We start from the raw sequence: 26,016 nt of genomic DNA, 5'->3' as shown, positions 1-26,016 counted from the left end.
GCCTAGTTTAGAGCATTGTTACCACTTGCTGTCGTCCAATGCGCTGCCAGGGCAAACCCTGAATTAGTGCCTGTAACTGTTCTGGACTGAGAGCTACGTTTTCACCCTGGTGAACTTTAGCCCAGTGGAATTTTCCCTGTTCCAGCCGCCTGGCACACAGCCAGATGCCCAGTCCATCATGTACCAGCACTTTCATACGATGACCACGTTTATTACAGAACAGGTAGGCGCAATGCGGTTTGATTGAGCCAAAGGCTTTCATAATCTGCGCCATGGCCGTATCCATACCCGCACGCATGTCCATGGGCTGGGTAGACAACCAGATTTCATCGATACGGATCATTTGATCAAGCCCTGAAGTAAAAGCAGTAATTCAGTTGCAGACTCCACCGGCCATTCGATTTCGATCATCTGATCCCTTACGGAACCTTGTTCATCATGTAATGGAATCCTGATATGAGCGGTAGCTTTCTTCTCTGGCACAGGTGGCGGAGGTGCTTCTTGTTTGACTGGCGTCGGGTGAAGAATGACGGGAAGGAAGTCGGTCTGTGGAATGGATGAGATTGTTAATGATGGAACCATTGATCTGGACTGACGAATCCATTTATGCAACAGATTGGCATTGATCTGATGTTGCATTGCGACCTTAGCCACCGATGTATCTGGCTGCTGGCATTGCTGAATAAGTTGATGTTTAAATTCAGCCGTGAAGGTTCGACGGGGCTTTTTTAGCGTTGGTGCAGTGTCTATAACTGTCTTTAAATCCATAAATAGGTGTCCACTTAAATTTTAGTGGACACTATCGCGGTATTAATGAGTCAGGAAAAGTGGGGCTCAGCGGACGCTTACGCTGCACGTTTAGGAACCACCACTCATAGTCTGTATGCCTGGATTAAACGTTATGATCCACAGCAACCAAAAACAATAGAATCTAGTGATCCAAGGACAGAATTAGCGAAATTAAAAAAAGAGCTGCAAAGGGTCACTGAAGAAAGGGATATTCTAAAAAAGGCCGCGGTGTACTTCGCAAGCCAGTCCAAATGAGGTACGCCTTTATTCAGGACAATCAGAACATATGGCCTGTCCGTCGTTTATGTTCAGCTCTGGATGTTCATCACAGTGGTTACTATGCATGGCTAAAGCAACCTACCAGTAAAACTGCCAAGAAACGGCAACAGCTTTCAGGATTGATTAAACAATTCTGGCTGGAATCTGGTGGAGTTTACGGCTATCGCAAGATTCACTGTGATTTGAAAGATGTTGGCGAAAGTTGTGGGATTAATCGAGTACATCGACTCATGAAGGCGAATGGTCTTAAATCGCAGCGTGGCTATCGTAAACCTAGAGCTCATGCTGGTACGCCATCTGTCATTGCCGCAAACACTTTAGACCGACAGTTTAACCCAACTCATCCCAATCAACTGTGGGTGACTGACATCACTTATGTCCGTACTCATGAAGGATAGTTATATCTTGCAGTTGTGATTGACTTGTTTTCACGTCTTGTTGTTGGCTGGTCAATGAAATCTAGAATCACAACAGATCTAGTTTTAGATGCACTACTGATGGCTTTGTGGCGAAGGAATCCAAAGAACAAAGTGCTGATCCATTCTGACTAAGGCAGCCAATACACCAGTCATGAATGGCAGACATTTCTCAAGCATCATAATCTTGAAAGTAGTATGAGTAGACGAGGAAATTGCCATGACAATGCTGTTGCCGAGAGCTTTTTTCAACTGTTAAAACGAGAGAGGATCAAAAAGAAAATATATGCATCAAGAACTGAGGCTAGGTCTGATATCTTTGAATATATTGAGATGTTCTACAATTCAAAACGCAGGCATGGTTCCAATGGTCAGCGTTCTCCATTAGATTATGAAAAGGCCCATCAAAAGATGGTTATGTGTGTCTAGAATTTTGGTGGCTATTCATGGAATGTTTCATTGATCGTTTTAGAGGGAAATTTTTTATTTTAACCCGAATCCTGTTTAAGCCGATGACTCCATAATTTGAATTGTTGGCTTATTTTTATGGATCAGTTGATATGCACACAAGGACGCGTAAATCCCTCCTAGAAATCCATGAACACTACGTGCTTTGCTTGTCACTAAATTGTACTGACCTTTCAATAAACTGAATAAAGTCTCTATCTTATTGCGCTGTTTTAAGTGATATTTATCTGACTCAGAAAGTTGTATAGCCTGCATATTTTTTCGATGATAGGTAATTAAATCAATGCCTTGCTCTTTTAATCTAATCTTCAGTTCTTGACTAATATAGCTAAAAACTTAAGATGAGCTACAATAGAAAAAACTCTAATCTTTAAGATCATGCCAAAAACATATTCTGTCGATTTACGCGAAAAAGCCATGCAGTTTTATAAAGAGTCAAAGCATAAATCGAAGACGTGCGAAATATTTAATATTGCCAGAACCACGCTCGATGATTGGATCCTGATCGAACAGCAGACTGGTCAACTCAAACAACCTAAGTCTCCAAATGTAGGACGTCCCTCAAAGATTCTGGACCTGCAAGCTTTTGATGCATTTGTAAAAACAACGCCATTTACCCAAGCTAAAGATCTTATTCCTTTGTTTGAACAGAAATTCGGTTATAGCGTTGGCTATCATGTCATTTTAAAAGCTCTAAATAAGATGGGTTGGACGCGTAAAAAAAGAGTTTTCTCTACAAACAAGCCTGCAAGTTAAGCCGTGCTGTATTTGAATGGTGTTTGCCTCAGTGGAAGCAGCAATATGGTGAAGATCACATTCTTTATATCGATGAATCAGGCATCAATACCAATGAAACCGCAGAATACGGTTGGTCTCCAAAAGGTCAACGTTGTCATGCATTTAAGTCAGGTGGGCATGGCACGAGACTCAGTATGATCAGTGCGGTCAGATCAAATGCACCATTCAAGTTTACTCAACCTTTAGTTTTTCACGGTTCGTGTGATCGGAATATTTTTGTCTGTTGGTTGGAATATTTGTTGCAGGATTTAAAGCAAAAGGATGATCAGACTAAGAGTTATTTGCTGATTCTAGATAATACATCCATTCATAAAGGTCGAGTAATTGATGACTTGGCAGCACGATATCAGATAAGAATTGTTTATCTACCGGCATATAGTCCTGATCTAAATCCTATTGAGAGAGCATGGTCTGTCCTAAAAAGCAAAGTCAGACATATGGTTGCCCTTAGCAATCAAACACTTCCCGACGCTTTGGATATTGCATTTAAGATGATGTAGCTTATATTTTATACTTAGCTATATAGCCACGATCTCCATATAACTTTGCTTCCATCTCTTTAACGAGTCTCTCAACCATTTTTATGTCAGCAACATGTCCACTGGATAAAGCAGAACAAGCAATTTCCCCAAATTGGTTCATTGCAATGTGCAATTTACAGCCATAAAACCAGCCCATTGAACTTTTACCACGAGATGCAATTTTAGCTAAAGATTTATGGCGTTGAATACGTTGATTTTTACAAACTGGCAAAGTCGTTGAATCAATCCATAAATATTGTGTACCTTGGTCTTTCATCAGCACTACATGTAAAGCGTGTAGAGCCAATTGGTGCATATTGATCAGATGAATCATCCTTTGATAGCAAGGCAAATACTTAAATAAATGGTTTTTATCTTCTTTTAACCAAATGAAAAATGCTTTGAAATTATTGAAATGAGAACATTTATACCAAATAGCGATAAAACAGATTTCTGAAATGGTTAAATGAGCAGTTCTGATTCTTAAGGAACGATTACTTTGCTTAAGAAAATTCCAATAGGTTGCTTCAAATTTGAGAAAGAAATCATCAATTAAGCAGAATAATTCGGTACTATTAAACATCGGGACTAGAGTTGTGAGTTTTGTGTGGTAACTCAACTGATGGCTCTAGCCCTTCTATTTTTCAAGTTAATTTCTTATCCGCGATTCAGGTTAAAAAGTGAACTCAGACACACGATTACTCAGAATAATAAAACCCTTCAGGAAGTTTTAGATATCGTCTTTAAAATGATGTAGCTTATGTTTTTTATTTAGCTATACTATTAAACATCGGGATTAGAGTTTTAAGTTTTGTGTGGTAACTCAACTGATGGCTCTAGTCCTCTTATTTTGCAAGTTAATTTTTTATCCGCGATTCGGGTTAAATTATATTTTTTTTCTTAAGTTAAAATAGTTCACCCTGTATAAAAAAATACATCAAGCATGTTATTTGATCAAAGTTTATTTTTAATATAATCAAAATAAGCTTATATTTTTTAAATAGACCTCTTGCGAAAGTCGTTATTGCAAGTTTATCCGGTTTGCCAGTGCAGCTATTAAGTTAATGCGTAAACCGAATCTTTTCCGTCTATTTCGATAGCGTTCACTTAATATTCTAAATGTTTTTAATTGACGATTGATGTGTTCAATCACAATTCGTATTTCTCCAATGATTTTATTGTACTTTTTCTCAATATCAGATAAGGCATAATTCTTCTTTTTCTTAATAGGAGTCAATAGCTTAAATCCACGCTCCTCTAGTCCATGATACCCTAAATCAGTAATCACATATTCACAATGCTTGAATTTTGCAATCGTTTTTCTTGCCAATTTAATGTCATGTTGACTACCACTCGATAGATCTAGACCTATGATTTGTTTGCTCTTTGGATGATAGATCACTTGCGCTTTGAGCGTATGTTTCTTCTTTTTACCACTGTAAAACTTACTCTGATTTTTTTTGGGGACGTTCTATTGAACATTCTGTTGCATCAATAATAACCCAATTAAAGTGTTCATCTGCTGTGGTGATAGATCGTTTCGGAAGCGTAAAACGCCTTGATTTCATCAACGCATCCTCAACCTTTTTAATGGTTCGATTCACGTTACTCTCAGCAATATGATAATGCGCCGCCAATTCTAGCTGAGTGTTGTAGTTTCTTAAGTAATTGAGCGTTAACAACAATTGATCCTCAAGCGCTAATGTATGAGGACGCCCTGATTTCTTTTTAAGTGATTCTGCTTTTGCTAACACCTCGACCATTTCAGTAAAAACTTGCCGAGGTACGCCAACCAAGCGTTTGAATTCAGAATCTGAAAAATGGTTTAATTTCTGATATCTCATGACATTTATATGAGGATAGTTTTTACTTTCGCAAGAGGTCTATTTTTTAAATATATTCTGATTTATTTATTTTATAAACCAGTGTGGTTGAGTATGTTTATTGATTGCTTTTGCATATTTACTTATAAGATTAATCAATGATATAAAAATATTGAGATTATTTTTTATGCGATTATTCTGTTTTAACCCTTAAATATTACCACTCATCGTTTTTTTATTTATTTTAATTTTTTCATGAATATATTGCATGCCGGTTATTGATTATATTTTTTTTAATGAATAGAGCTCAAGGTTTTACGCTAATAGAGTTAATCGTAACGATTAGTGTTATCGTCATACTCACCACGATTGTTACCCCTTCTATGGTCAAATTGATCAGAAAACAGCAGCTTGCGAGCGATGCTAGAGCTATTGTTGAATCCCTTATTGGATACCGTTCGGAAGCAATTCTGCTCAGGAAAAACTACCAAGTTAGTTTCAATGGGCAATCTATACATCATTTAGCTCAACTCGGTAAACATACCGAGTGGGACAGTATCCCTATTCAAACAATCACTTTCAATATGTTCGGTGCTTTAGTTGAAAGTTCACAATGTTTTGTGATCCAACATAAAAGTGACACCTCCTACAAAGCAGTCATTGTGGTGAATAAAAATGGGGCTATTGATTACGATCGATCGCGTAGTTCATGCCCAGAATTCAGTTGAGGATTGAACTATGACTAAATATCAACAAGGTGTAGGTTTGATTGAAGTTTTGGTTTCCTTGATTTTGTTGGCAATAGGGGTAATCGGTTTTATTGCACTTCAGATGCGAGCAATTTCCTCGAGTGCAGAAGCAAGTCAAATAGTCTTGGCCACCAATTTGGCGCATGATTTATCTGAACGTATGCGAATGAATCGGGATGGTTTTAAATTTTATGGAAAAACTCAAAAACAGGTCGAGTCTTGTTTGAATGTATTTTGTAATGCTGAGCAAATGGCGACGTATGATTTTGATCAAGTCAATCGACGTGCAATTGACTTAGGTATGTCTATAAAGATTTTGGATTGTCCAGGCGCGATTTTAAAACGTCAGTGTGTTTATGTTGCTTGGGGAACTACCACGGCTACAAATAATGAGTCTGATCGTGATTGTACTAAGGGGACGGCGTATGCGCCTAAAGCACAATGTATTATTGTAGAGACTTACAATTATGAATAAACCGCAGTCTGGATTTACTTTGATTGAACTCATGATCGCTATGGTCTTGGGATTGATTATTGTTGCAGCAGGGACTGCCGTATTTCTAAATGCACAACGCTCTATGGGGGTGCAAATCGGTGTTGGTGAGGTGCAGCAAAATGCCAATTTTGGGTTGTCGCAACTTACCCATGATCTCAGGCATGCTAACTTAAATGTGCCGACAGAACAAAGAGTGAATAATAAAGACACTGGCTCTGGTATTATTTTTAATTTAAATAATTTACCTGCTCGTTTAAGTGGCACAGATGTCAATTTACTCTCTAAACAAGCCAAAGATGAAGATGTAACCCAGTCCAAAAGTGACCAAATTACTATCCAATTTATGCCGCAATATCGCGTTGAGGAAACGCTAGACAAATCGTCTGATGAGCAAGCTAGTCAAGCAGGTTCTATTGTGACCAAATCAGGTATTTATAACTGCGAAGGCAATGAAATTAAGTTTGAAATTAAAAGAACCAATAATGAAGATACACAATCATCAGCCTTAAAACCGATTATTGTGCAGCGTTATTTTCTACAGGCACTGCCTCAAACAACGGTTGAAATCCAAAAAAATACGGACAAACGTTATGCTCTTTATTGTGATTATGGCTACTACAGCAATGATGATACTCAGATTCAAGGTTTGGGAGAAAATGCTCAAGTATTGATGCGAGACATTGATGCATTTCGTATTCAACTTGGGGTACAAGCGCCCAATAAAAACTTGAGCTACATGAGCATTGATCAATATATAAAACTGATGCCGGACAGCATTAAGCACTCTTCTGAATTTTATAACGTGATTTCAATCGAAGTCGGTCTTCTAGCAAGAGCACATTCTGCATTAGCCTCCCCAGAAGCGCAGTTAAATAAGCAGGTCTCTTTTCAATTGGCTGGATCTGAGATTGAATTAGATTTAATGAAGACTTCAGTTTCTCAATTAAGACAGGTGATTAGTCAGGCGGTGGGGTTAAGAAATACATTGGGAGCAATCTCATGATTGAACAAAGAGGTTCTACACTGATTGTCACCTTGATTATTCTTCTACTCATCGTGTTAGTTGGAACAATGGCGGTTCGCTCAGGGATTTTAGGATTAAGGTTAGCCACCAATAGTCAGATTCAAATCTTACTCTTAGAAAATAGTAATGCAGCTCTATTTAATATCGAAGATCCAAATCAAATTTCAAGGCAACTCGCACAGGATGGCATGTTCAGCTATTTTAATGCCGCGGATCATGCGACAGATGAATTGGTGTTTTGTTATCGGGCTTCTGAAAATAATTTTTTCTCCATGAGTAAAGCCAGTGCAATTTCTCATTCTGGAGACATTTCTAAGATTGGCTTGGATGGGTTTTGCAAGGCAAATCAATTTTCAACTGGACGCTCTGCGATTATTTCTCAAGTGTATATCAAGAAAAATTTAGAGAGCGCAGTGCCTTTTTCACACTTTGCCTCAGGTACTAGTCTTGGTCAAAGTAATTTGCCTGTGGTATCGAATCATATCAGTGTGACTGTCATATCCACACTTCCTAGTTTCGCACATGTTTCAACAGCTGAAATAGAGCAATGTTTTAAAAAATTATCTTCTGAAGTATCAGTATGCTTTTCGAATCTGAGTATTCCATATAACACACAACATGCAGATTATGTGGTGGGTGGAAAACCAGAATTAGTGTCTTAGTTATACAGGAATCAAAATACTTATTATGAAAACTTTGAATAAAAAAGTACTTTCAGCAACTGTATCCGCACTAATGACTTTGGGTTTATGCGGTAGTATGTTGGCCTTTGCCAGTGATATTGAAATCTATAAAGATGCTCAAAAAGGTAAAACTTCTATCCTGCTTATGCTTGATACTTCAGGAAGTATGGGAATTAGCTCTTTGGTTCTGCCCAAAAATAATTTATATGGTAGCCCGGGCGATGTTGATAAGTCGCTGTGCGGACGTGTAGAGGTCGATGAGAAAACCAGTGGATCTGCAACGTATAAAATATATGAATGGGCTTATAATTTAAAAGCACCGAACACCAATCATACAGCCATTAAAAAGACGGTCACGATTGGTACGACTGTAATTCCATATTATGTTCGTGGTTGTACTAAGGATGGTATTACGCAATATGATCGTCTTTCACGTTTAAAAGATGCAATCCTGCCATTACTGGCCAGTAATGAGTTAGACGATAATGTCATTATGGGATTGGGCCAGTTTTCTTCAAAAACTGAATTGACTATTGGTACTGCTTCTAATCGATTAACCGATGGACATTCTGGTCGAATTTTGGTCGCCAATAAGCCTCTAGATAACAATCAACGTATCAAAATTGCTCAAGAAATTGCGCTTATAAAATCACTTGACACAACAACAAATGAGGATGGCACACCAAATGCTAATCTGAAGTTATCAAGTAGTAACTATCCAAATGTAACGAAAGCATCCAGTGGTACACCCACTGCACACGCATATGCAGAAGCGGGTGCCTACATGATGGGTGCTGGGACAGGCAATGCTGGTACAAATACTGGCAAAGTTTCAACCATTTATGATGGCTATATGGTGATGCAAAATGGAACATCACAAGTCTATTTTAACTGTGTTGAAGTAGGGAACACGAATACCACAACATTGGGTGCAACGGTAAAGCAATGTGTAAATAATTGGCCTGCATATGATAGTGCTAATAAGACGGTAACTACCGGAACGATATCAGGGAAAGTGTACAAGCCTGATGGTAAAGGAGGGTGGTTGCAGGTTTATACTCAAAATGCCTTCAAAAGCGAAGTGGGTAATATGGAGTCAGGTTGGGAGACCTTCAGCAAACTACCTTTGGGTTGGCGCTATGGGGGGTGGATGAGAGTGGCAAATGAACCCTTAGATATTGAGCCAATCGTAGGCACTGTTTGGACAGGATATGCTGGCGGTACAATTGGCATTGTATCTTATCGAACCAATCCATTTTTGGTGAGTGGAACGATAGATAGTTTAATTGGTGGATTTGCTTTCTCTAACTCAACCGATATTAAGAATGGTGCAGTCTATAGGGCTGGCGGCTCAACAAATGTTTGTGATGGTAATGGCATCTACTTTTTAACGGATGGTGCACCCAATTCCACCAAAGATGACATGGCTAAAACCATTATGAATCAAACTTTAGGTACCAATTATCAATTTTTAGGTAAACCTTCAGGAACTGGAGTATTGGTGTCCCCAACCCTACAATCAGGTTTATTTGCTGGAGAGACTGGGGGGTGGGAATATATTGGTGAATATGCAAAAAAAATGCGTAATCGAACCAGTAGCAATGATACACAAAAAAATCAAATGGATATGAATATCAAAACTGCAGTAGTCGGTTTTGGATCGTCATTTGCAGGTATGTCAAAGAATGCTGATGGCACCTTTAATTGTGATTCAGCGCCTAATCTAGATGCTAAAAATGCATGTCTATGGGGAAGCTCTGAATACGGTGATGGCGGATTCTATTATGCAGAAAATTCAGAAGATATTAAAAAAAGTATCATTGATTTCGTAAAAAAGACCGAAGTTACGATTGATCCTGTTGCAACCGGGTCTCCCTCTATTCCTGTAGATAGTTTAAATCCTGTTCAACTACAGCCCTATGGATACTATTCTTCATTCACACCGAAGCCACAAGAAAAATATCAACTGTGGGTGGGTAATTTAAATAAATACGATATTTATAATGGCGAATTAGGTCGAATAACAGCTAAAGATGGTGAAGGCAACATTAAATTTACATCTTTAATCACCTCAACTGGAGCAATCAATCAAAATATAGAGGGTCTATGGAGCGGTGGCGCCCTACAACAACTCAAATTGGGCACCAGCTTAGCTCAAACTTCAAAGCGTAGAATTTTAACCAATAGAGTCATAGATGCTGCGGGTGTTGTGAATGAAAAAAATAGCTTAGCAGAAGTAAATTTATTGAGTCTATTTGGTGTCAATGATCAGGCTGACTATGCTAATGATCCAGCAAAAAACTACTGGTTAAACCTGCTTGGTTATAAAGTTGATATCGAAGATACCGCATTAAGTCTGCAAGATTTATTGAGAAAAAGTGAATTACGTCAAATAGGTAGTGTGATGCACTCTACGCCATTGTTGCTTACCCAAGAAGGAAAAATTGAATACGCTCATGGAGAGATAAGCACGAATGCTCGTAAAGACTATTTAATGTTTGGCAGTACTCAGGGTGTCTTGCATGTTTTAAATGGTCATGGTGAGGAAGTCTTTGCTTTTGTTCCCCATGAAATGATGGAAAAGCAAAAGGAAGCATTTATCGCTGAAAATCTGAGCAATGGCGGTAAGGAACATTTATTTTATGGGATTGATGGGCCATGGACTGCATTTACTCAATACGTTTCAAAAGCTGATGGAACGCTGACCGTGCACGATGCAGAGCGTAAAAAAACCGATGATAGTGATAGTCTCAATGTCAAAGGACTACAATGGGTCTACGGCGGTTTACGCATGGGGGGGCGTAGTTATTACGCATTAGACCTGTCTGATATTGAAAAACCGAGTCTAAAATTTCATATCGACCCGGATGCTCAAGATGCATCTTTAGCCTTACAGCAAATGGGGCAAAGTTGGTCAAAACCGACTCTTGCTTATGTTAAATGGAAAGGTGAGAAAAAATTGGTCATGTTTGTTGGAGGTGGCTATGACACTGCATATGAACAAGCACTGAATAACCCAAATACCTCAAAAGGCAATGGGGTGTATATGTTCGATGCTGAAAATGGCGAATTACTGTGGTGGGCAAGTTCGACTGCTGCGACAGGAGCAGACCAACAAACTCTTCACAACGATTTAAAATATAGTGTAGTCACTCAAATCAATGCCATAGATCGAGATGCAGATGGTCTAGTCGATCATTTGTATTTCGGTGACTTGGGTGGTCAAGCATTTCGAGTAGATTTAGACAATAGCCAACAAGATGCTAAAAACTTTGCAAAAAGAGTAGTGCTTCTTTTTAGTCAGCACCGAGATGTTGGAACTAGTCCTCGTTTTTATGAAATGCCAAGTATTTCAGTCCATAAAGAGGATGGAGACTATTTTGTTGTTGCCGCATTTAGTTCAGGTAATCGTAGTTCACCATTGGTTGATCACGCCAATAGTGCCAATGACGGTGTTTTTGTCGTATTTGATAATGATGTGACCCGTGCTGATTTGCTTAATAGCAATACTTTAATTACACAGAATGTGACTTTAGACTCGTTAGTGTTAAGTACAGGCATCTCTCGTAAAAATAGTAACGGTCAATACAACGGAGGATGGAAATATCATTATTCTGACATTGCCGGGCGTTATAAGGGGATGAATGAATTATACGCGCTCGATAATATGCTCTACGTCAATGTTTTTGATAAGGATGGAGCAGGTATTGGCGGATCATGTGGTGCTGGTGTAACAGGCGACTCTCATCTTTATCAATTCTGTTTACCATCTGGAAAGTGTGATTTTTATCCTTCAACGATCACTAAGCCTTACTCAGTAAAACTAGGTGCAGGTATTTTAGGAACCGGCTTTGGTCAAGGCTATAATAATGCAAACAATACAGTCGGCTTGGTTGTTAATCGGGATGATGCCACTGGGTCGGATTGTATGAAACCTGAAAATAAAAATTTGCCACAGTGTCAGATTTTTAATAATAAAGTCAGCTTAAAACAGCTTCGTTGGTATGAATCTCAATAGGGTTGTTATGAACAGAAATATAGGATTTACGCTCGTAGAACTGATGGTTACTATAGTTATGGTTGCGATTTTAGCAGCCATCGCAATTCCAAATTATATGAATTATATGGAGAGAAAAGATCTCAGTACTGCGAAGCAAGAAGCCTTAAGGATTGCAGCAGAGTTAGAGCGTTTTAAGGGCAAAAATTTTAGTTATAAAAACTTTGATCCAAGTTACTTATATCCCAGTTATGTCGTGCAAACAGGGCAAATGCTGATTCCGGTCGGCAGTACAGCAGAAAATGCGAAATTTGTATTATCACTCTTTGATTTCGATACCAAACAACCTTTAAAACAGGGGGGTGACAATACTGATTACGCAACAGCTAATCCTAACGTTACTGGCTTATCTTGGGGCATGACGGTATTACGAACGACTGAGAAAGATTTGCCGAAACAACCCAAAAATTATGATTTGGGTCTGACCAGTCAAGATATACGTTGTATGAGCAAAGTATCAGGTGTAATCGCTGATGTTATTAGTGGACAAGCACAGTGTGGAGACAATGATTTGAGTGAAGTCTGGTAATGAAAGAAAACGCTTTTACGCTGATTGAATTGATGATCGTGGTTGCCATTATTGGTGTTCTTGCTGCTATCTCATATCCAAGTTACCAAAGCTATATAGTTCGAACAGAGCGTGTAGATGTACAAACTGAACTGATGCAAATTGCACAAAATTTACAACGTTATGCATTGATGAAACATAGCTTCAATGATGCAAGTTTGGATAATGGCTCATTGCAACAAATCTATCCACTATCGGGTAAAGCAAAATATACAATTGCACTTGACCTAGATGCATCAGGTCAAAGTTGGACTCTAACAGCGACGCCATTGCAAGCAAAACGCGGTGTAGTCAAACTTGATAGTGAGGGTCGAAAATGTTGGATTGCATCAACAACAGCTTGTGAATTGAGTTTTACATCCAATTGGGATGGCCGATAAGCTAAATTCAAAATTGTGGATAACCAAAATTTAATCTTTCTTTCAAACGCAAGATAACGTAAAATATCGCCCTCTATGAAAGGGGTTTGAAATGTGCCGGTGGTCGGTGCGTGAATAATCCGTAAAAACTATAAGGTTCTATCATGGTTGTAATTCGTCTAGCACGCGGTGGTGCTAAAAAACGTCCTTTCTATCAAGTAATCGTTACTGATAGCCGCAATGCGCGTGACGGTCGTTTCATCGAACGTATTGGTTTCTTTAACCCTACAGCTCAAGGTAAAGCAGAAAAACTTCGTTTAGATGCTGACCGTTTTGCTCATTGGGTTGCTCAAGGCGCTCAACCGTCTGAACGTGTTGCTTCTTTAGCTGCTCAAGCTAAGAAAGCTGCAGCTGCTGCGTAATTTTTACAAATTAAGTAGTAGAAGCCCATGACACCAGTACAGAATGTTCCCGAAGATCGTATTCAGATTGGACAGTTACGTTCAGCCTATGGATTAAATGGGTGGCTCTGGATCTATTCCAATACAGAACCTATGAGCAACATCTTTGACTATCTTCCTTGGTATATTGAAACCAAAGACGGTTGGCAAAGTGTCGATGTAAAACGTTGGAAACCGCACGGTAAAGGCTTGGTTGTTTCGCTTAAAGGTGTGAGTGATCGCACTGCAGCAGATGGCTTGGTTGGAACAGATGTATGGATTTCAAAAACGCAACTTCCGAAAGCAGGTATGGATGAGTTTTACTGGTCAGATTTGAAAGGCTTAACCGTGTTAGGTTTGGATGATGCTGAACAAGAAGTAAATCTCGGTAAAATCCATGAAATGTTTGAGACCGGCGCAAACGATGTGATGGTGGTTCACGCAACACCGGATAGCGTTGATGCCGAAGAGCGTATGATTCCATGGCATAAAGATGTGGTACAGCGTGTTGATCTTGAAGCTGGTCGTATTTACGTGAATTGGGGCGTAGATTACTAAACTCAAAAGAGATTTAGACGCAGCAGGAAAATAGAGGAGTCTGCGATGTTTTTTGCAGTCATTACGCTTTTTCCTGAAATGTTTGAAGCGATTACAGCCTACGGTATTAGCGGGCGTGCAGCAAAAGCGAATTTGATACAAGTCACTTGTATTAATCCTCGTGATTTTGCAACGGGCAACTATAAACGAGTGGATGAACGTCCATTTGGGGGTGGTCCGGGTATGGTCATGATGGCTGAGCCGTTGTCTCAAGCAATCGAACATGCCAAACAGCTTGCAACGCAAGCGGGATGTATCAACGTACCTGTGGTGTATATGTCACCGCAAGGTAAAACCTTAAATGAACCTGCAGTAAAACAGTTTGTTGAATATGATGGATTGATTGTACTGTGTGGACGTTATGAGGGTGTCGATGAGCGTTTGATCCAAAAATATGTTGATCAGGAATGGTCCATAGGGGATTACGTATTGTCGGGTGGTGAACTTCCTGCGATGGTTTTATTGGACAGTATTATTCGGAGACTTCCGGGTGCAATGTCTGATGAGCAATCACATGTGCAAGACTCTTTTGTGGATGGTCTTTTAGATTGCCCGCAATATACCAAGCCTGATCATTTTCAAGGGTTGGATGTGCCTGAAGTGTTAAAATCAGGGCATCATGCCAATATTGAAAAATGGCGGTTTTTGCAACGCTATCAGCGTACACTTGAGCGCCGCCCAGAGTTGGTGGAACAAGTCGAACTGACCAAGCAGCAAAAAAAATGGCTAAAAGATTCAAGTTTCTAATCATTTAGAGACTTTAAATAGGCTCTTTATGCATTGAAGTGGTCAAGCATAAAGAGAAAGTTAAATGGGTAACATGCGCTTTAGCCTCTATACCCCGCGGAGATCAGACCTCTTCTGAACCGCACTAATCGGAGATACCCCATGAGCGGTAAGCATCCTTTAGTACAAGCTGTAGAAAATGCTCAGCTTAAACAAGACATCCCAGCTTTTGCACCAGGTGATACAGTTGTTGTATCTGTAAAAGTTAAAGAGGGCGATCGCGAACGTCTTCAGGCTTTTGAAGGCGTTGTAATCGCAATCAAAAACCGTGGTTTGAACTCTGCGTTCACAGTACGTAAAATTTCGAGCGGTGTTGGTGTTGAGCGTGTTTTCCAAACTCACTCTCCAATCGTTGCTAAAATCGAAGTTAAACGTCGTGGTGACGTTCGTCGTGCTAAACTTTACTACCTACGTGAATTGTCTGGTAAAGCTGCGCGTATCCGCGAAAAATTACCAGCTCGTAAAGTTAAAGCTTAATTTTAAAGTTAAGTTTTATCACGAGTTAAAAAATGCGCCTTTAGGCGCATTTTTTTATGTCTAAATTTTGATTTATAGACCTTGGAGCTTTAAACGATTGGCATGTTGGCGGTAACTTGCGACCGGATCAGGAGCGAAGATTCCCTTAATCCCCAAGAGTAGATTAACCTCATCTAAATGATTCCATGGGTAGTCATCACGAATGGTCTTGCCAAAATGTGCACTACAGACAGGAACAATGCCATCATTTTTCCCGGCTTTATAGGCAGATAATTTGTCTAAAAGTACCATGACTGAGTCACCGGGATCGAGTGGATTGGTCAGCGGTTTATTGCCCGTCATAGAGTACAGTAAAATGCCATTTTCTTTATATGCACCTTCACCACACGCTGTTTTTGGTAAACCAATGGTGAATTTCTGATTAAATACTGCGGTCCCTTCGACAGAAGTACTCAAGCCTGCTGCCATTGCATCATGTGGAAAAGCATTTGCATTTAAGCCTTGTGCCCACATAATCACTTTGCCAAAGTTGCTGATCAGGACATTCAATAATTCAGAGGTGCCTGTAGCATTGGCCACTTTCAGTGCGTCAGATGCCACTACAGTGCCTTTATTCGCACCTGCAACAGTCATTACTGATGCAATATGTTCAGGAATGACACCCGCAGCATAACGTACTGCATGCGCACCGTGACTATGTCCAATCAGGTTGACTTTGTCTGCCCCAGTAATGGCCATAATCTCTTGTAATTGTTGCACATATTGTTCCCCTCGTATTTCAGCAGAATTGAAAGGGGACATGCGTGCAGCCCATGTGTTGGCACCATTTCGTGCCAAATCAGGCAAAATTTGATACCAATAATCCATGCCTAAAGATTCAGTGCCTAAACGAATAAAACCGACCATGCCGTGTGCGAACACAATCGGATATTTAGTTTTGGCATAATCAGACTGAACAAAATTGGATTTTATCTGTTGTGCTTGAGAGGCATGCGTGGACATGCTCCCCATTCCTAAGGCAGAGATGAGCCCTGCGAGTATGAACATTTTTTTCATTATTTTACCCTGTATAAAATGCTTAACCGTCCAATTGGTTAGCGCAATGAATAACTTAGGTAAATTTGAAGTGATGCACAATGGTTAAAAAATAGCCATAAAGTGGCTGCTACATATAATTTTGTTTACTTTTTGGGTAAATATTTATTTACATCAAATAGATATAAAAAAATAAAAGTTGAAAAATAGGCTAATTGTCGAGACTACAACAGCTGTTATTGGTCGGAAACATGCTTTCGCATAGAGAGCATGTTTCCTTTAACCTTAAAGTCCTTGTAGCTTTAAACGATTGGCATGTTGGCGATAGACAGAAACCGGATCGGGTGCAAAGACATGGCGTAAGCCGAGCACTTGATTGACTTCATCCAAATGATTCCAGTTATAGTCATCACGAATGGTCTTGCCAAATTTGGCACTACAGCGTGGCACTAAACCATCATTATCTTTACCGCCGTTGATCAGTAAACTGGTCAGCTTTAAAGCAGCGTCAGGATCAAGTAGATTGGTCGCTGTACCGACACCTGTGAACGAATAGAACTGAATACCATTTTGTTGATAAGCCCCTTCACCGCAAGCCGTACTTGGCATGCCCATTGGGAATTTGGCATTAAACTGATTCGAACCTGCAATGGTTAAGCTTTTACCACTGGCCAAGGAATCATGCGGATAGCTATTGGGGTCTAAGCCTTGGGCGAAGGTAATAAATTTAGAGAGAAAGTTCACTGCCGATACCACAGTATTTTCTGCAAAAGTCCCTTCGACTCTTAAAATTAAATCAGCCACATCTGAGCCTTTATTTGGGCCCGCGACAGAGGTCGCTGAAGCAACTTTAGTGGGGATTACACCGGTGGCATAACGAATGGTTGGTCCACCATGCGAATGTCCAATGAGATTGACTTTTTCAGCCCCAGTCACAGCCAAAATTTCTTCGACTTGTTGTACCAATTGTTCGCCACGTACTTCTGTGGAGTTAAATGGAGAGACACGTGTTGCCCACACATTGCCACCATTACGCGCCAAGTCAGGGAGGATCTGATACCAATAATCCAAGCCTAAGTCATCCGTACCAATACGAATAAAACCGGACATCCCGTGGTTAAACACAATCGGATATTTGGTTTTGGCATAACTGCTACTGGCTTTTGCGGTCACTTGCGAGACATTCGAGGCCTGTACGGTAGTCAGTGCTGATGTTGCGAGTAGAGCAGAGATGATCAGTTTATTTTTCATAAGCAATCCTTTTGCAGCATGATTTTTATTGTGCATCTAATTAAGCATTGTAGTGATTGAAAAACAATCAATACCAGATGAAACGTATGGCCTAATCATGTAGGAAAGCACGTTCATTATGGCGCTGTGGGCATAAAGAACGTAGAAAAATAAAGAACGGCGAAAAATAAATCGAAATTATAGGCCTTGTAACTTTAACCGATTCGCTTGTTGACGGTATAAAGACACCGGATCAGGTGCAAATACACTGCGTAAACTGAGTAATTGATTGATTTCATCCAGATGGGTTTGCTTGTAATCATCACGAATCACTTGACCAAAATGGGCATTACAACGACTGACTAAACCGTCATTGTCTTTGTTTTTATAGGACAATGGAGCGAGTTGAGAAATGGCTAAATCGACCGCATCGAGCACATTGGTGGCTTGAGCTACGCCTGTCCAAGAATAATGATATACCCCATTACTGGTGAGGTTTTGACCATGACCGCAATCATTTGGAATGGCAGCGCTTGGGTATTTAGCATTAAATTCAGCAGAACCTTTTTCACTCAAACTGATTAAAGAACGGTTGAGATTATTGGGTAGGCTCGGATTACCTTCAAGTAAGGTTTCTAAGGGGGCGATAATGTATTGCCCCAAAACCGTTAACATGGCTTTGAGTGGGGCATTGCCCAATAGATCATCGGCCACTTTAGAGCCTTTGAAGGTTCCTGCAACCGCGGTGAGAGAGGCCACTTTTTCAGGTGCCACAATTTCAATATAACGAATAGTCGGACCACCATGGCTATGACCAATCAAATTGACCTTTTCAGCCCCCGTCAATGCCAACACTTCATCGACTTGTTGCAGTAACTGTTCACCACGTAATTCGGTGCTTTCTAAAGGTGAGACTTGGGTAGCATAGACGGTTGCACCATTACGCGCTAAATCAGGCAACACTTGATAAAAATAATCGACCCCGAGACTGGTTGTGCCTAAGCGGGTAAAACCGAACATGCCATGATTAAACACAATCGGGTATTTGGTTTTTGCATAGTCTGAATTGGGTTTGTTGACCGTCACGCTTTGTAAGCCACTGGCATGGGTCGTACTGATACCGGCTACGCAGATTAAACTGGTGATTATTGTTTTTAATTTCATTTTTTATTTTCCTTTTGGGTGTGCTGTTCAATCCATTTTGAACAGTTTAAGTTTTCAAACTCTGATCATACTAGACTTCAATTGAGTATGATCAGAGCCTGAATTTTAATGTCATTTATACTTTATTTTAAGCTGTGGTCAGCTAGTTGAGCCCTTGTTAAACAATGTTTTGAGCTGTTTTTCGATCAGTCGTTTTTAATCTATCTGTGCAGTACACAATGACTGATCAATATCTCAACTTCCAACTAATCAGCAAAAGGTAATTTTCCTCCTTGATCATGTAGGCTTTCGAAGGTTTGAAGTCGTAATTGTTCTTGAGGATTGCTAAAGGTTTTTGACCTTAACTGTTGAATAGCTGCTTCTTTGGCAGCATCACTCATATTGCTTTTTATAATACTGTCTCGTTCATTGAGGTAATTGCTGACATTGCTTTTAAAGTTGCTGCGTTCAGTATCCAAGCTTTCCAAGCGTTGTGTGGCTTCTGCGCCCACCAATTGCGTGCGCATTTGTCGCAGTTCTTCAGGGCTACCGCCACGAGCTTTAATTTCAGCGGTCAATTTGCGTAAGTCTTCAAGTTGCGACAGTTGTTTGAGATTTTCTTTCCAATCTTCAGGCAATTGTTCAAACAGTTCTTTGAGTTTTTTGGCCTTTTCCGTTGCAGTTAAACTCTTGTCATCTAACACCGCCATACGGGCAAGGGTGTAATCGTTATAGATGTCTTCAATGCCAAACAAGCCTTCAATTTCATAGTTGGAAAAGAACTTTTTGCGTAGGTTCTTCATGTTGCTAAAAATCGCTTTGTAATAGCCGGCTTGTTCTTTGTCGATATTTGGGGCTTCAAGGCTGCCCAATTGTTCACGGTATTGGATATAACGTGTCCACAGATCGGTCAGTTGTCCAAGCAAAGGCTCTTGATAGCTGGCTTTGGCATAGTTCACAAAGTCCGTTTTAATCTGTTCAATGGTTTTCTCACCATATTGGGTAATGAAAAACTCAAAGCAGTTTTTGGTCCCTTCATTTACGATCAGACGATTAGAGGCATCCATTTTTAGCTGGCAATTGATTTGCACATCTTGCTGACTGGGACTGGCAAAGGGCATCCCATTTTGCGTGCTGAGCGCTTGTGAAGCGGGGCTTGCGCCTGCATCTGCGACATTGACATCACGTGTCTGTTCGACATCTTGAGTTTGAGCATCTTGGGGTTTCAGCCAAAAAATCAAAGCGATGATCAATAGCACAATCACAGCAAGAGAAAGACCAATCCATGTTTTACGCGTGTATTGCATTTCAAATCCTTTGAAATCTTTGGTTTATTTTTCTAATGTCAAAGTAATTTGCCATAGCTGTATGAAAAACCAAATGGAATTTTGTAAAAACTGACCTATGGATTTGCTAAGATAGCGACCTAAATCCTTCACGAATTTTGTGTATGTCTGCTAAATCTCCCAAAATTGCTCGACGCCATGTCAGTGGTGTGTTCCTGCTCAATAAACCTTTAGGTATCAGTTCAAACTCAGCCCTACAACGTGTACGTGGTTTATTTCGGGCTGAAAAGGGTGGACATACCGGCGCACTCGATCCTTTGGCATCAGGCCTGTTGCCGATTTGTTTAGGCGAGTCGACCAAGTTTTCGCATTATCTGCTCGATTCCACCAAACGCTACCAAACTACGATTCAGTTGGGACACAGCACCACCACCGGTGATGTTGAAGGTGAAGTGCTATTGGAAAGTCCAGTGCCTGAATTGACTGAGCAGAAGATTCTAAACGTGATTCAGTCTTTTATGGGTGATAGCACGCAAATTCCACCGATGTATTCTGCGCTGAAAAAACAAGGTCGTCCACTGTATGAGTTGGCTCGTCAGGGCATTGAGATTGAGCGTGAAGCTCGTCCGATTCATTTATCTGCGATTCAACTGATCTCGTTCACGATGGACAGCATTACTTTAGATATTACCTGCTCCAAAGGCACCTACATTCGTGTAGTGGGTGAAGATATTGCCAAATCCTTAGGCACCCAAGGGCATTTAATCGCATTGCATCGCATCCAGACCGGATTGTTTGAAATTGTGCCTGAATACACCCTTGAATATTTAGAAAGTCTGACCCTAGAACAGCGTGATGCTTTGTTGCTGCCTGTCTATGCACCGGTGCAACATTTTCCACACATTCAAGTGCCTGAAGGACGTGCGGCTTATTTTAAAAATGGGATGGAAAGTAATATTGAACATGCTGCCGAAGCACAAGTATTGGTGTTCGACGGTGAAGTATGTCTCGGTATGGCTGAAATTACCGATAAAAAACGCCTTGTGCCCAAACGTGTTCTTAACCTCTAATGTGAGCAAAAAACCATGGAAATGGAAGTCATCCTGAGTTTGATTTTTTTTGCATTCACAGCCGGAGCAATCGATGCTGCGGTGGGTGGTGGGGGGCTGATTCAGATTCCGGCACTCATGGGGGCATTACCGCATACTGCGACAGCAACTATATTTGGCACCAATAAACTCGCATCGATTTGTGGTACGGCATCGGCTGCATTTACCTATATGCGCCAAGTTAAATTGGAGTGGAAGCTGCTGGCGGTGATTGCAGTCACCGCATGTATCAGCTCCTTTGGTGGGGCGGCATGCGTTGCCATGATTCCTCAGCATGTGTTACGACCTTTTGTGTTGTTTATGCTGATCGTGATTGCACTGTATACCTTAATGAAAAAGCAGTTTGGACAAGTGCATTTTCAACAAGAACTGTCTCGAAAAATGTTGATCACTGCCGGTATTGGCGGGGTATTGATCGGCTTTTATGACGGTATTTTTGGACCGGGCACAGGCAGTTTCTTTATCTTCTTTTTCATTAAATATTTAAAAGTTGATTTTTTGCATGCATCGGCGTTGTCAAAAATTGGTAATTTTATGACCAATTTTGCTGCACTCAGCTTTTTTATTCCGACCGGGCATGTGCTGTTTAGTTTGGGACTGATGATGGCAGTCGCCAATGTTTGCGGTTCGATTTTGGGCGTGAAAATGGCACTCAAATACGGTAGTGGTTTTATCCGTATTCTGTTTTTAATTTTGGTCAGTGTGCTGATTTGTCGTTTGGCTTATCAGATGTTTTTAATGTAAGTCATTCTCAATAATAAACTTATTCATACAAATCACTGCATGATCAGGCTGTGCGCTGTGCCCATTTTTACTTAAGATGGAACACAGCAAATCGCATGAATCATGCAGTTTTTTTTGTGCGTCTAAAAAAAGCAAAGCCAAAATGATCAATCCAAAATCATCAAGTCAAAAATAAAGGAACAATAAGATGAATATTTTTGAAGCACTCAGAGAAAGTCACGATATTCAACGTGAATTGGCTGAAAAGCTGGTCAAAACTTCAGGGGATACACCAGAACGCCGTGAATTGTTCGATCAACTGAAAAATGAATTGTTCGCGCATGCAGTCGCAGAAGACCGTTATTTTTATATCCCACTGATGATGACCGATTCAGGGCTGAATATTACCCGTCATGCTTTGGCTGAACACCATGAAATGGATGAACTGCTAGAGCAACTGACTGAAACCGAATTTAGTAATCCGGGTTGGCTTGCGATTGCCAAAAAACTCTCTGAAACCGTACATCACCATTTGCAAGAAGAAGAGCATGGCTTTTTCCAACAGGCCGGTAAAATCTTAGAAGATAAAGAAAAAGAAAGCTTGGCCAAGAAATACAAAGCCGAATATAAAAAGTATAAAAAGATTGAAAAAGACAGCTTGGTTTAATCCTAAGTCTGAAGCAAAAAAGAGGGCATCGACCCTCTTTTTTTATGTCTAGCATTTAAATGCTTTATTCCACTGCTTTGCTATTCAAGCTTTTCGCACGTTGATGTGCACGATAGGTCACGCCCACGGAGGCAATCATAATGCACAAAAGTGCAATACTTTGTAGCAGGCTGATCTGTTCTTTTAGTAAGGCCCATCCTGCCAATGCGCCTAAGGCCGGAGATAAACTTGAAAGCGTGCCATAGCTCAGTTTGCTTAAGTTTTTCAGTGCCATCAGATCGAGTGCATAAGGAATAGCTGTTGCAAGTAGGGCAATGGTCAGTGCTTGAGGCCAATATTCAAATTGTACTAAGGCTGAAGCATCATGTAGCGCACTGATCGGTAACATCACCAACGCTGACAACACAATCGCAATGCTTAAGGCATGCATGCCAATGTTTTGTCGCACCACTTTTTGCCCAAAATAAATATAGAACGCCCAACAGATTCCGGCACCTATTGCCATGGCAGCACCGAGAAAAGAGAAGTTACTGGCATTGGCCTCTTGCCAAGGCACCATTAGCGCAACGCCAACAATTGCGAGGATCACCCAGACATAATCGCTTTTGTATTGAATAGAAAGCAATGCCAAGGTCAGTGGACCTAAAAACTCTAAACCCACCGCAATCCCTTGGGGCAGTTTGCCCAAAGACGCATAGAACAAGGCATTCATACAACATACCGATGCACTGTACAGCAGTAAATCTGACCATTTTAGATGCGGTAGGCGTTTAATGATTTTCCATGAGCGGAACATTAGAACAATCAGAATCGATGCAAAGCATAGTCGCAAGGTGACGACGGTGATGGGGTCGAGTACGGCAATCAACTGTTTGGCAAAGGAGGCGCTGATTTGATAGGCCAGCATCGACAAAACCATAAACAGCACAGCGTTGAGTTGGGAATTTCGCATGCAATTGAATGAAAAAAAGAATGGTTAAAATTCTAGCATTTTTACAGTGGCAAGGCTTTGTTGAATGCAGTCGACTTCAATAAAAAATCACCCTTCAAGGTGGTTGATTAGGCTCATTCAGCGTGGGCTTTTTTCTTGGCCTGTTGGGTGGTATATGTACAACCAATCGATGCGCTAATAATCGTCGCCAGTGCCAACCACTGATTCCATAGCAGTTCTTCAGCTAAGAAGATAAAGCCGGACAGTGCTGCAATCGCAGGTTCAACACTCATGAGCGTTCCAAAACTCAGTGCGGTTAAATTACGTAGTGCAATCATTTCTAGGCTAAAGGGTAGGGCACTGGCCAGAATCGCTAAGGCAATAAAATAGCCTAAATTAGATGGTTGGAAAACATTGAGCGACATGCCGGAAAAGAGTGCAATCGGCATCAAGCACAGCATCCCAATAAACATGCCGAGGCAGACGGTATGATTGCCTGAAATGCCGGAAGGTTTTTGACCCGCCACGATATACAGCGCCCAACATGCGCCTGCCCCTAAGGCAAAAGCTACTCCAATCCAGTCTAAGCTTTGGCTGGCTTGATCAAAGGGAAACAGCAGCACCAAACCCAAAATCGCCAATCCCACCCAAACGAAATCAAATTTTTGCCGTGCATAAAACAGTGCCACACTTAAAGGGCCAATAAATTCAAACGATACCGCAACGCCAAGGGGTAAACGTTTAATCGACAAGTAAAACAGCGCATTCATACCTGCAAGCGCAATGCCATAACTGATGATTGCTTTCCATTTCACCGCTTTAAAGTCGATTGTCCAAATCTTAAAGATCACTGCAAGAATGACAGCGCTGAGCAATAGGCGCATCGCTGCAACGCTGAGCACCGGAAATTGCGCAAACAAGACTTTGGCAAGCGAGCCGCTACTTTGCACACTGATCATGGCAATAAACAACAGCAATAACGCATGCAGATGCGGTTGGTTTTTAAGATTTAACATTGAATCAATTCAGGCTCAAACAGTTGCGTGTTGATGGGGGAAAGAGCAGTCGCTATATGCAAAACACCCAATAAAAAAACCACAGCTCGAAAGCTGTGGTCTGGTCTAAAGCGATGACGCTTAAGACGACATATTCATTCGTCTAAGTAGCTTATAAGTAGCTTAGAACAATACGCGTGAACGGATTGTACCTTCAACGTTATGAAGTGTATCAAGCGCTTCAGCAGAAGCCGTTGCATCAACGTCCATGACTAAGTAACCCACATCACCTTTGGTCATTAAAGACTGACCTGAAATGTTGATGCCATGTTCAGCAAACAAGTTGTTGATCTTAGACAATACACCCGGTACGTTTTTATGGATATGCAGTAAACGGTGTTTACCTTCAGTCAATGGCAATGCGATTTCTGGGAAGTTCACTGCAGACAAGGTCATGCCTTTGTCAGAGTAAGCCACAAATTTTTCGCCCACTTCTAAACCGATATTGGCTTGCGCTTCGATGGTTGAACCACCGACGTGCGGTGTCAAAATCACGTTTGGAATATTACGTAGTGGAGAAACGAATTCTTCACCATTGGCTTTCGGCTCTTTCGGGAACACGTCAACCGCAGCACCCGCAAGGTGGCCTGATTTCAATGCATCCGCTAAGTCTTCAATCACCACACAGGTACCACGTGCTGCGTTGATGAAAATTGCACCTTGTTTCATTTGTGCAAATTTTTCTTTGGTCATGAAGTTACGTGTAGATGGAACATCTGGCACATGTAAAGACACCACATCAGCATTTGCAAGAAGTTCATCTAGGCTACCGACTTGACGTGCGTTACCCAAAGGTAATTTGGTCACTGTGTCGAAGTAGATGACTTTCATACCCAAGCTTTCAGCAAGGACAGACAGTTGAGAACCGATTGAACCGTAACCCACAATCCCTAAAGTTTTACCACGTGTTTCATACGAACCCACCGCAGATTTGTTCCAACCGCCTGCATGCGTATCTGTTGATTTTTCAGGTACACGGCGAAGAAGAAGAATCGCTTCAGCAAGCACAAGTTCTGCTACAGAACGTGTATTTGAATATGGTGCGTTGAATACCGGAATACCACGGCGCATCGCAGCATCCAAGTTCACTTGGTTTGTACCGATACAGAAACAACCGACCGCAATCAGTTTGTTCGCCGCTTCAAAAACTTCTTCAGTCAATTGAGTACGGGAACGAATACCAATGAAGTGTGCATCTTTGATCGCTTCTTTCAGCGCTTCACCCTCAAGCGCAGTTTTACGATAGTCAATGTTGGTGTATCCAGCAGCGTTTAATGTGTCGATCGCGTTTTGGTGTACGCCTTCTAATAACAAGAAACGAATTTTATCTTTAGGAAGAGAAAGATGTTGGCTCATTACGGCTCCGCTACAAAGGCCAAATTTAGTGGCGATACTATAGCATAGGAGTTGAGCAGATTTACATTTCCTTTATTGCGTACACATCAGGTATTTTAGATACACTTATCAATAAAATTGCTGATTTTGGTTGAATTAACTGTGTATTTTC

Annotated in this window: 26 protein-coding genes and 3 pseudogenes; 17 read left to right on the top strand and 12 right to left on the bottom strand. The window is 40.8% G+C overall.

Translation table 11 applies throughout. From position 1 onward, the window contains the following. Positions 1–7: 7 nt before the first annotated feature. Together tnpB and tnpA are read right to left on the bottom strand one after the other, a co-directional pair. Entirely contained in the window at positions 8–343 is a 336-nt protein-coding gene (gene tnpB, locus G8D99_RS13750) for an IS66 family insertion sequence element accessory protein TnpB (RefSeq protein WP_004783682.1), read from the bottom strand. After that, positions 340–768, bottom strand: a complete 429-nt coding sequence (tnpA, locus tag G8D99_RS13745; protein ID WP_004783683.1) for an IS66-like element accessory protein TnpA — start codon at positions 766–768, stop codon at positions 340–342. The genes tnpB and tnpA overlap by 4 nt, the downstream gene beginning before the upstream one ends. 45 nt (positions 769–813) lie before the next feature. On the opposite strand from tnpA, the pseudogene G8D99_RS13740 reads away from it, so the two are divergent. Then, positions 814–1,913: pseudogene (locus G8D99_RS13740) on the top strand (IS3 family transposase). A 75-nt stretch (positions 1,914–1,988) separates the two neighbouring features. Here the strand turns inward: G8D99_RS13740 and G8D99_RS13735 are convergent. Beyond that, a pseudogene (locus tag G8D99_RS13735) lies at positions 1,989–2,279 on the bottom strand (transposase); the annotation flags it as partial. Between the two features lie 51 nt (positions 2,280–2,330). Here G8D99_RS13735 and G8D99_RS13730 point away from each other — a divergent pair. After that, positions 2,331–2,708 carry an IS630 transposase-related protein gene (locus tag G8D99_RS13730; RefSeq protein WP_166326851.1) on the top strand — a complete coding sequence of 126 codons (378 nt, stop codon included), beginning with the start codon at positions 2,331–2,333 and terminating at the stop codon, positions 2,706–2,708. Positions 2,709–2,731: 23 nt separating this feature from the next. Continuing rightward, on the top strand, positions 2,732–3,250 hold the full coding sequence (locus G8D99_RS13725) for an IS630 family transposase (RefSeq protein ID WP_166326848.1): 519 nt from the start codon (positions 2,732–2,734) through the stop codon (positions 3,248–3,250). A 13-nt stretch (positions 3,251–3,263) separates the two neighbouring features. Here G8D99_RS13725 and G8D99_RS13720 read toward each other — a convergent pair. Both G8D99_RS13720 and G8D99_RS13715 read right to left on the bottom strand, forming a co-directional pair. Beyond that, positions 3,264–3,854: pseudogene (locus G8D99_RS13720) on the bottom strand (IS982 family transposase); the annotation flags it as partial. 438 nt (positions 3,855–4,292) lie between these two features. Next, a protein-coding gene (locus G8D99_RS13715) for an IS5 family transposase (protein ID WP_166326846.1) occupies positions 4,293–5,115 on the bottom strand; the annotation gives its coding sequence in 2 pieces (ribosomal slippage) (positions 4,293–4,736 and positions 4,738–5,115; 822 coding nt in all). A 275-nt stretch (positions 5,116–5,390) separates the two neighbouring features. On the opposite strand from G8D99_RS13715, the gene G8D99_RS13710 reads away from it, so the two are divergent. The 11 genes from G8D99_RS13710 (at position 5,391) to rplS (ending at position 15,330) form a co-directional block, all read left to right on the top strand. Next, positions 5,391–5,822 (top strand): pilus assembly FimT family protein, encoded by a 432-nt coding sequence (locus G8D99_RS13710; protein WP_166326844.1) that lies wholly within the window; start codon positions 5,391–5,393, stop codon positions 5,820–5,822. A gap of 10 nt (positions 5,823–5,832) precedes the next feature. Then, a complete protein-coding gene (gene pilV, locus G8D99_RS13705) occupies positions 5,833–6,318 on the top strand; it encodes a type IV pilus modification protein PilV (protein WP_166326842.1) in 486 nt (161 codons plus the stop codon). Beyond that, the gene (locus tag G8D99_RS13700) at positions 6,311–7,342 is read left to right on the top strand and encodes a PilW family protein (protein ID WP_166326840.1); all 1,032 of its coding nucleotides are present in this window, start codon (positions 6,311–6,313) and stop codon (positions 7,340–7,342) included. The genes pilV and G8D99_RS13700 overlap by 8 nt, the downstream gene beginning before the upstream one ends. Beyond that, complete coding sequence (locus G8D99_RS13695) at positions 7,339–8,025, top strand: pilus assembly protein PilX (protein WP_166326838.1); 687 nt, start codon at positions 7,339–7,341, stop codon at positions 8,023–8,025. Before G8D99_RS13700 ends, G8D99_RS13695 begins: the two co-directional genes overlap by 4 nt. Before the next feature lie 25 nt (positions 8,026–8,050). Continuing rightward, the gene (locus G8D99_RS13690) at positions 8,051–12,064 is read left to right on the top strand and encodes a pilus assembly protein (protein WP_166326836.1); all 4,014 of its coding nucleotides are present in this window, start codon (positions 8,051–8,053) and stop codon (positions 12,062–12,064) included. Positions 12,065–12,071: 7 nt separating this feature from the next. Beyond that, positions 12,072–12,632: a type IV pilin protein gene (locus G8D99_RS13685; protein WP_166326834.1), complete on the top strand. Its 561-nt coding sequence runs from the start codon at positions 12,072–12,074 to the stop codon at positions 12,630–12,632. Then, positions 12,632–13,051, top strand: coding sequence for a type IV pilin protein (locus G8D99_RS13680; protein ID WP_166326832.1), 420 nt, complete (start codon positions 12,632–12,634; stop codon positions 13,049–13,051). The genes G8D99_RS13685 and G8D99_RS13680 overlap by 1 nt, the downstream gene beginning before the upstream one ends. A gap of 143 nt (positions 13,052–13,194) precedes the next feature. Further along, entirely contained in the window at positions 13,195–13,452 is a 258-nt protein-coding gene (rpsP, locus tag G8D99_RS13675; protein WP_068912833.1) for a 30S ribosomal protein S16, read from the top strand. Positions 13,453–13,479: 27 nt separating this feature from the next. Beyond that, positions 13,480–14,028: a ribosome maturation factor RimM gene (gene rimM / locus G8D99_RS13670; RefSeq protein ID WP_166326830.1), complete on the top strand. Its 549-nt coding sequence runs from the start codon at positions 13,480–13,482 to the stop codon at positions 14,026–14,028. Positions 14,029–14,073: 45 nt separating this feature from the next. After that, a complete protein-coding gene (gene trmD / locus G8D99_RS13665) occupies positions 14,074–14,814 on the top strand; it encodes a tRNA (guanosine(37)-N1)-methyltransferase TrmD (protein ID WP_166326828.1) in 741 nt (246 codons plus the stop codon). A gap of 141 nt (positions 14,815–14,955) precedes the next feature. Then, positions 14,956–15,330, top strand: a complete 375-nt coding sequence (rplS, locus tag G8D99_RS13660) for a 50S ribosomal protein L19 (protein WP_166326826.1) — start codon at positions 14,956–14,958, stop codon at positions 15,328–15,330. Between the two features lie 72 nt (positions 15,331–15,402). Here the strand turns inward: rplS and G8D99_RS13655 are convergent, their stop codons facing one another. The 4 genes from G8D99_RS13655 to G8D99_RS13640 all read right to left on the bottom strand — a co-directional run bounded on the left by G8D99_RS13655 (position 15,403) and on the right by G8D99_RS13640 (position 20,045). Continuing rightward, positions 15,403–16,377, bottom strand: coding sequence for an esterase/lipase family protein (locus G8D99_RS13655; protein WP_406741525.1), 975 nt, complete (start codon positions 16,375–16,377; stop codon positions 15,403–15,405). A gap of 273 nt (positions 16,378–16,650) precedes the next feature. After that, positions 16,651–17,616 (bottom strand): lipase family alpha/beta hydrolase, encoded by a 966-nt coding sequence (locus G8D99_RS13650; protein ID WP_166326822.1) that lies wholly within the window; start codon positions 17,614–17,616, stop codon positions 16,651–16,653. A 177-nt stretch (positions 17,617–17,793) separates the two neighbouring features. Beyond that, positions 17,794–18,759, bottom strand: coding sequence for an esterase/lipase family protein (locus tag G8D99_RS13645; protein WP_166326820.1), 966 nt, complete (start codon positions 18,757–18,759; stop codon positions 17,794–17,796). 245 nt (positions 18,760–19,004) lie between these two features. Then, positions 19,005–20,045, bottom strand: coding sequence for a lipase secretion chaperone (locus G8D99_RS13640; RefSeq protein ID WP_166326818.1), 1,041 nt, complete (start codon positions 20,043–20,045; stop codon positions 19,005–19,007). A 143-nt stretch (positions 20,046–20,188) separates the two neighbouring features. On the opposite strand from G8D99_RS13640, the gene truB reads away from it, so the two are divergent. The 3 genes from truB (at position 20,189) to G8D99_RS13625 (ending at position 22,523) form a co-directional block, all read left to right on the top strand. Further along, the gene (truB, locus tag G8D99_RS13635) at positions 20,189–21,094 is read left to right on the top strand and encodes a tRNA pseudouridine(55) synthase TruB (protein WP_166326816.1); all 906 of its coding nucleotides are present in this window, start codon (positions 20,189–20,191) and stop codon (positions 21,092–21,094) included. 15 nt (positions 21,095–21,109) lie between these two features. Continuing rightward, complete coding sequence (locus G8D99_RS13630; RefSeq protein ID WP_166326814.1) at positions 21,110–21,877, top strand: sulfite exporter TauE/SafE family protein; 768 nt, start codon at positions 21,110–21,112, stop codon at positions 21,875–21,877. 187 nt (positions 21,878–22,064) lie between these two features. Next, positions 22,065–22,523 (top strand): hemerythrin domain-containing protein, encoded by a 459-nt coding sequence (locus G8D99_RS13625; RefSeq protein WP_166326812.1) that lies wholly within the window; start codon positions 22,065–22,067, stop codon positions 22,521–22,523. A gap of 64 nt (positions 22,524–22,587) precedes the next feature. Here G8D99_RS13625 and G8D99_RS13620 read toward each other — a convergent pair whose 3' ends face one another. The 3 genes from G8D99_RS13620 to serA form a co-directional block, all read right to left on the bottom strand. Next, entirely contained in the window at positions 22,588–23,475 is an 888-nt protein-coding gene (locus tag G8D99_RS13620) for an EamA family transporter (protein WP_166326810.1), read from the bottom strand. A gap of 113 nt (positions 23,476–23,588) precedes the next feature. Continuing rightward, a complete protein-coding gene (locus G8D99_RS13615) occupies positions 23,589–24,470 on the bottom strand; it encodes an EamA family transporter (protein WP_166326808.1) in 882 nt (293 codons plus the stop codon). A gap of 162 nt (positions 24,471–24,632) precedes the next feature. Then, positions 24,633–25,865 carry a phosphoglycerate dehydrogenase gene (serA, locus tag G8D99_RS13610; protein ID WP_166326806.1) on the bottom strand — a complete coding sequence of 411 codons (1,233 nt, stop codon included), beginning with the start codon at positions 25,863–25,865 and terminating at the stop codon, positions 24,633–24,635. Positions 25,866–26,016: the final 151 nt, after the last annotated feature.

Origin of the sequence: Acinetobacter lanii, assembly GCF_011578285.1 — a bacterium.
GTDB classification, from domain to species: domain Bacteria; phylum Pseudomonadota; class Gammaproteobacteria; order Pseudomonadales; family Moraxellaceae; genus Acinetobacter; species Acinetobacter lanii.
The sequence above is the reverse complement of the archived record's forward strand: the minus strand, read 5'-3'. Positions and strand labels throughout refer to the sequence as shown.

What these genes read in the sequence shown, in the direction of transcription:
- tnpB (WP_004783682.1), bottom strand. Translation starts at nt 343, where the DNA reads ATGATCCGTATCGATGAAATCTGGTTGTCTACCCAGCCCATGGACATG.
- tnpA (WP_004783683.1), bottom strand. Translation starts at nt 768, where the DNA reads ATGGATTTAAAGACAGTTATAGACACTGCACCAACGCTAAAAAAGCCC.
- G8D99_RS13730 (WP_166326851.1), top strand. Translation starts at nt 2,331, where the DNA reads ATGCCAAAAACATATTCTGTCGATTTACGCGAAAAAGCCATGCAGTTT.
- G8D99_RS13710 (WP_166326844.1), top strand. Translation starts at nt 5,391, where the DNA reads ATGAATAGAGCTCAAGGTTTTACGCTAATAGAGTTAATCGTAACGATT.
- pilV (WP_166326842.1), top strand. Translation starts at nt 5,833, where the DNA reads ATGACTAAATATCAACAAGGTGTAGGTTTGATTGAAGTTTTGGTTTCC.
- G8D99_RS13700 (WP_166326840.1), top strand. Translation starts at nt 6,311, where the DNA reads ATGAATAAACCGCAGTCTGGATTTACTTTGATTGAACTCATGATCGCT.
- G8D99_RS13695 (WP_166326838.1), top strand. Translation starts at nt 7,339, where the DNA reads ATGATTGAACAAAGAGGTTCTACACTGATTGTCACCTTGATTATTCTT.
- G8D99_RS13690 (WP_166326836.1), top strand. Translation starts at nt 8,051, where the DNA reads ATGAAAACTTTGAATAAAAAAGTACTTTCAGCAACTGTATCCGCACTA.
- G8D99_RS13685 (WP_166326834.1), top strand. Translation starts at nt 12,072, where the DNA reads ATGAACAGAAATATAGGATTTACGCTCGTAGAACTGATGGTTACTATA.
- G8D99_RS13680 (WP_166326832.1), top strand. Translation starts at nt 12,632, where the DNA reads ATGAAAGAAAACGCTTTTACGCTGATTGAATTGATGATCGTGGTTGCC.
- rpsP (WP_068912833.1), top strand. Translation starts at nt 13,195, where the DNA reads ATGGTTGTAATTCGTCTAGCACGCGGTGGTGCTAAAAAACGTCCTTTC.
- rimM (WP_166326830.1), top strand. Translation starts at nt 13,480, where the DNA reads ATGACACCAGTACAGAATGTTCCCGAAGATCGTATTCAGATTGGACAG.
- trmD (WP_166326828.1), top strand. Translation starts at nt 14,074, where the DNA reads ATGTTTTTTGCAGTCATTACGCTTTTTCCTGAAATGTTTGAAGCGATT.
- rplS (WP_166326826.1), top strand. Translation starts at nt 14,956, where the DNA reads ATGAGCGGTAAGCATCCTTTAGTACAAGCTGTAGAAAATGCTCAGCTT.
- G8D99_RS13655 (WP_406741525.1), bottom strand. Translation starts at nt 16,377, where the DNA reads ATGTTCATACTCGCAGGGCTCATCTCTGCCTTAGGAATGGGGAGCATG.
- G8D99_RS13650 (WP_166326822.1), bottom strand. Translation starts at nt 17,616, where the DNA reads ATGAAAAATAAACTGATCATCTCTGCTCTACTCGCAACATCAGCACTG.
- G8D99_RS13645 (WP_166326820.1), bottom strand. Translation starts at nt 18,759, where the DNA reads ATGAAATTAAAAACAATAATCACCAGTTTAATCTGCGTAGCCGGTATC.
- G8D99_RS13640 (WP_166326818.1), bottom strand. Translation starts at nt 20,045, where the DNA reads ATGCAATACACGCGTAAAACATGGATTGGTCTTTCTCTTGCTGTGATT.
- truB (WP_166326816.1), top strand. Translation starts at nt 20,189, where the DNA reads ATGTCTGCTAAATCTCCCAAAATTGCTCGACGCCATGTCAGTGGTGTG.
- G8D99_RS13630 (WP_166326814.1), top strand. Translation starts at nt 21,110, where the DNA reads ATGGAAATGGAAGTCATCCTGAGTTTGATTTTTTTTGCATTCACAGCC.
- G8D99_RS13625 (WP_166326812.1), top strand. Translation starts at nt 22,065, where the DNA reads ATGAATATTTTTGAAGCACTCAGAGAAAGTCACGATATTCAACGTGAA.
- G8D99_RS13620 (WP_166326810.1), bottom strand. Translation starts at nt 23,475, where the DNA reads ATGCGAAATTCCCAACTCAACGCTGTGCTGTTTATGGTTTTGTCGATG.
- G8D99_RS13615 (WP_166326808.1), bottom strand. Translation starts at nt 24,470, where the DNA reads ATGTTAAATCTTAAAAACCAACCGCATCTGCATGCGTTATTGCTGTTG.
- serA (WP_166326806.1), bottom strand. Translation starts at nt 25,865, where the DNA reads ATGAGCCAACATCTTTCTCTTCCTAAAGATAAAATTCGTTTCTTGTTA.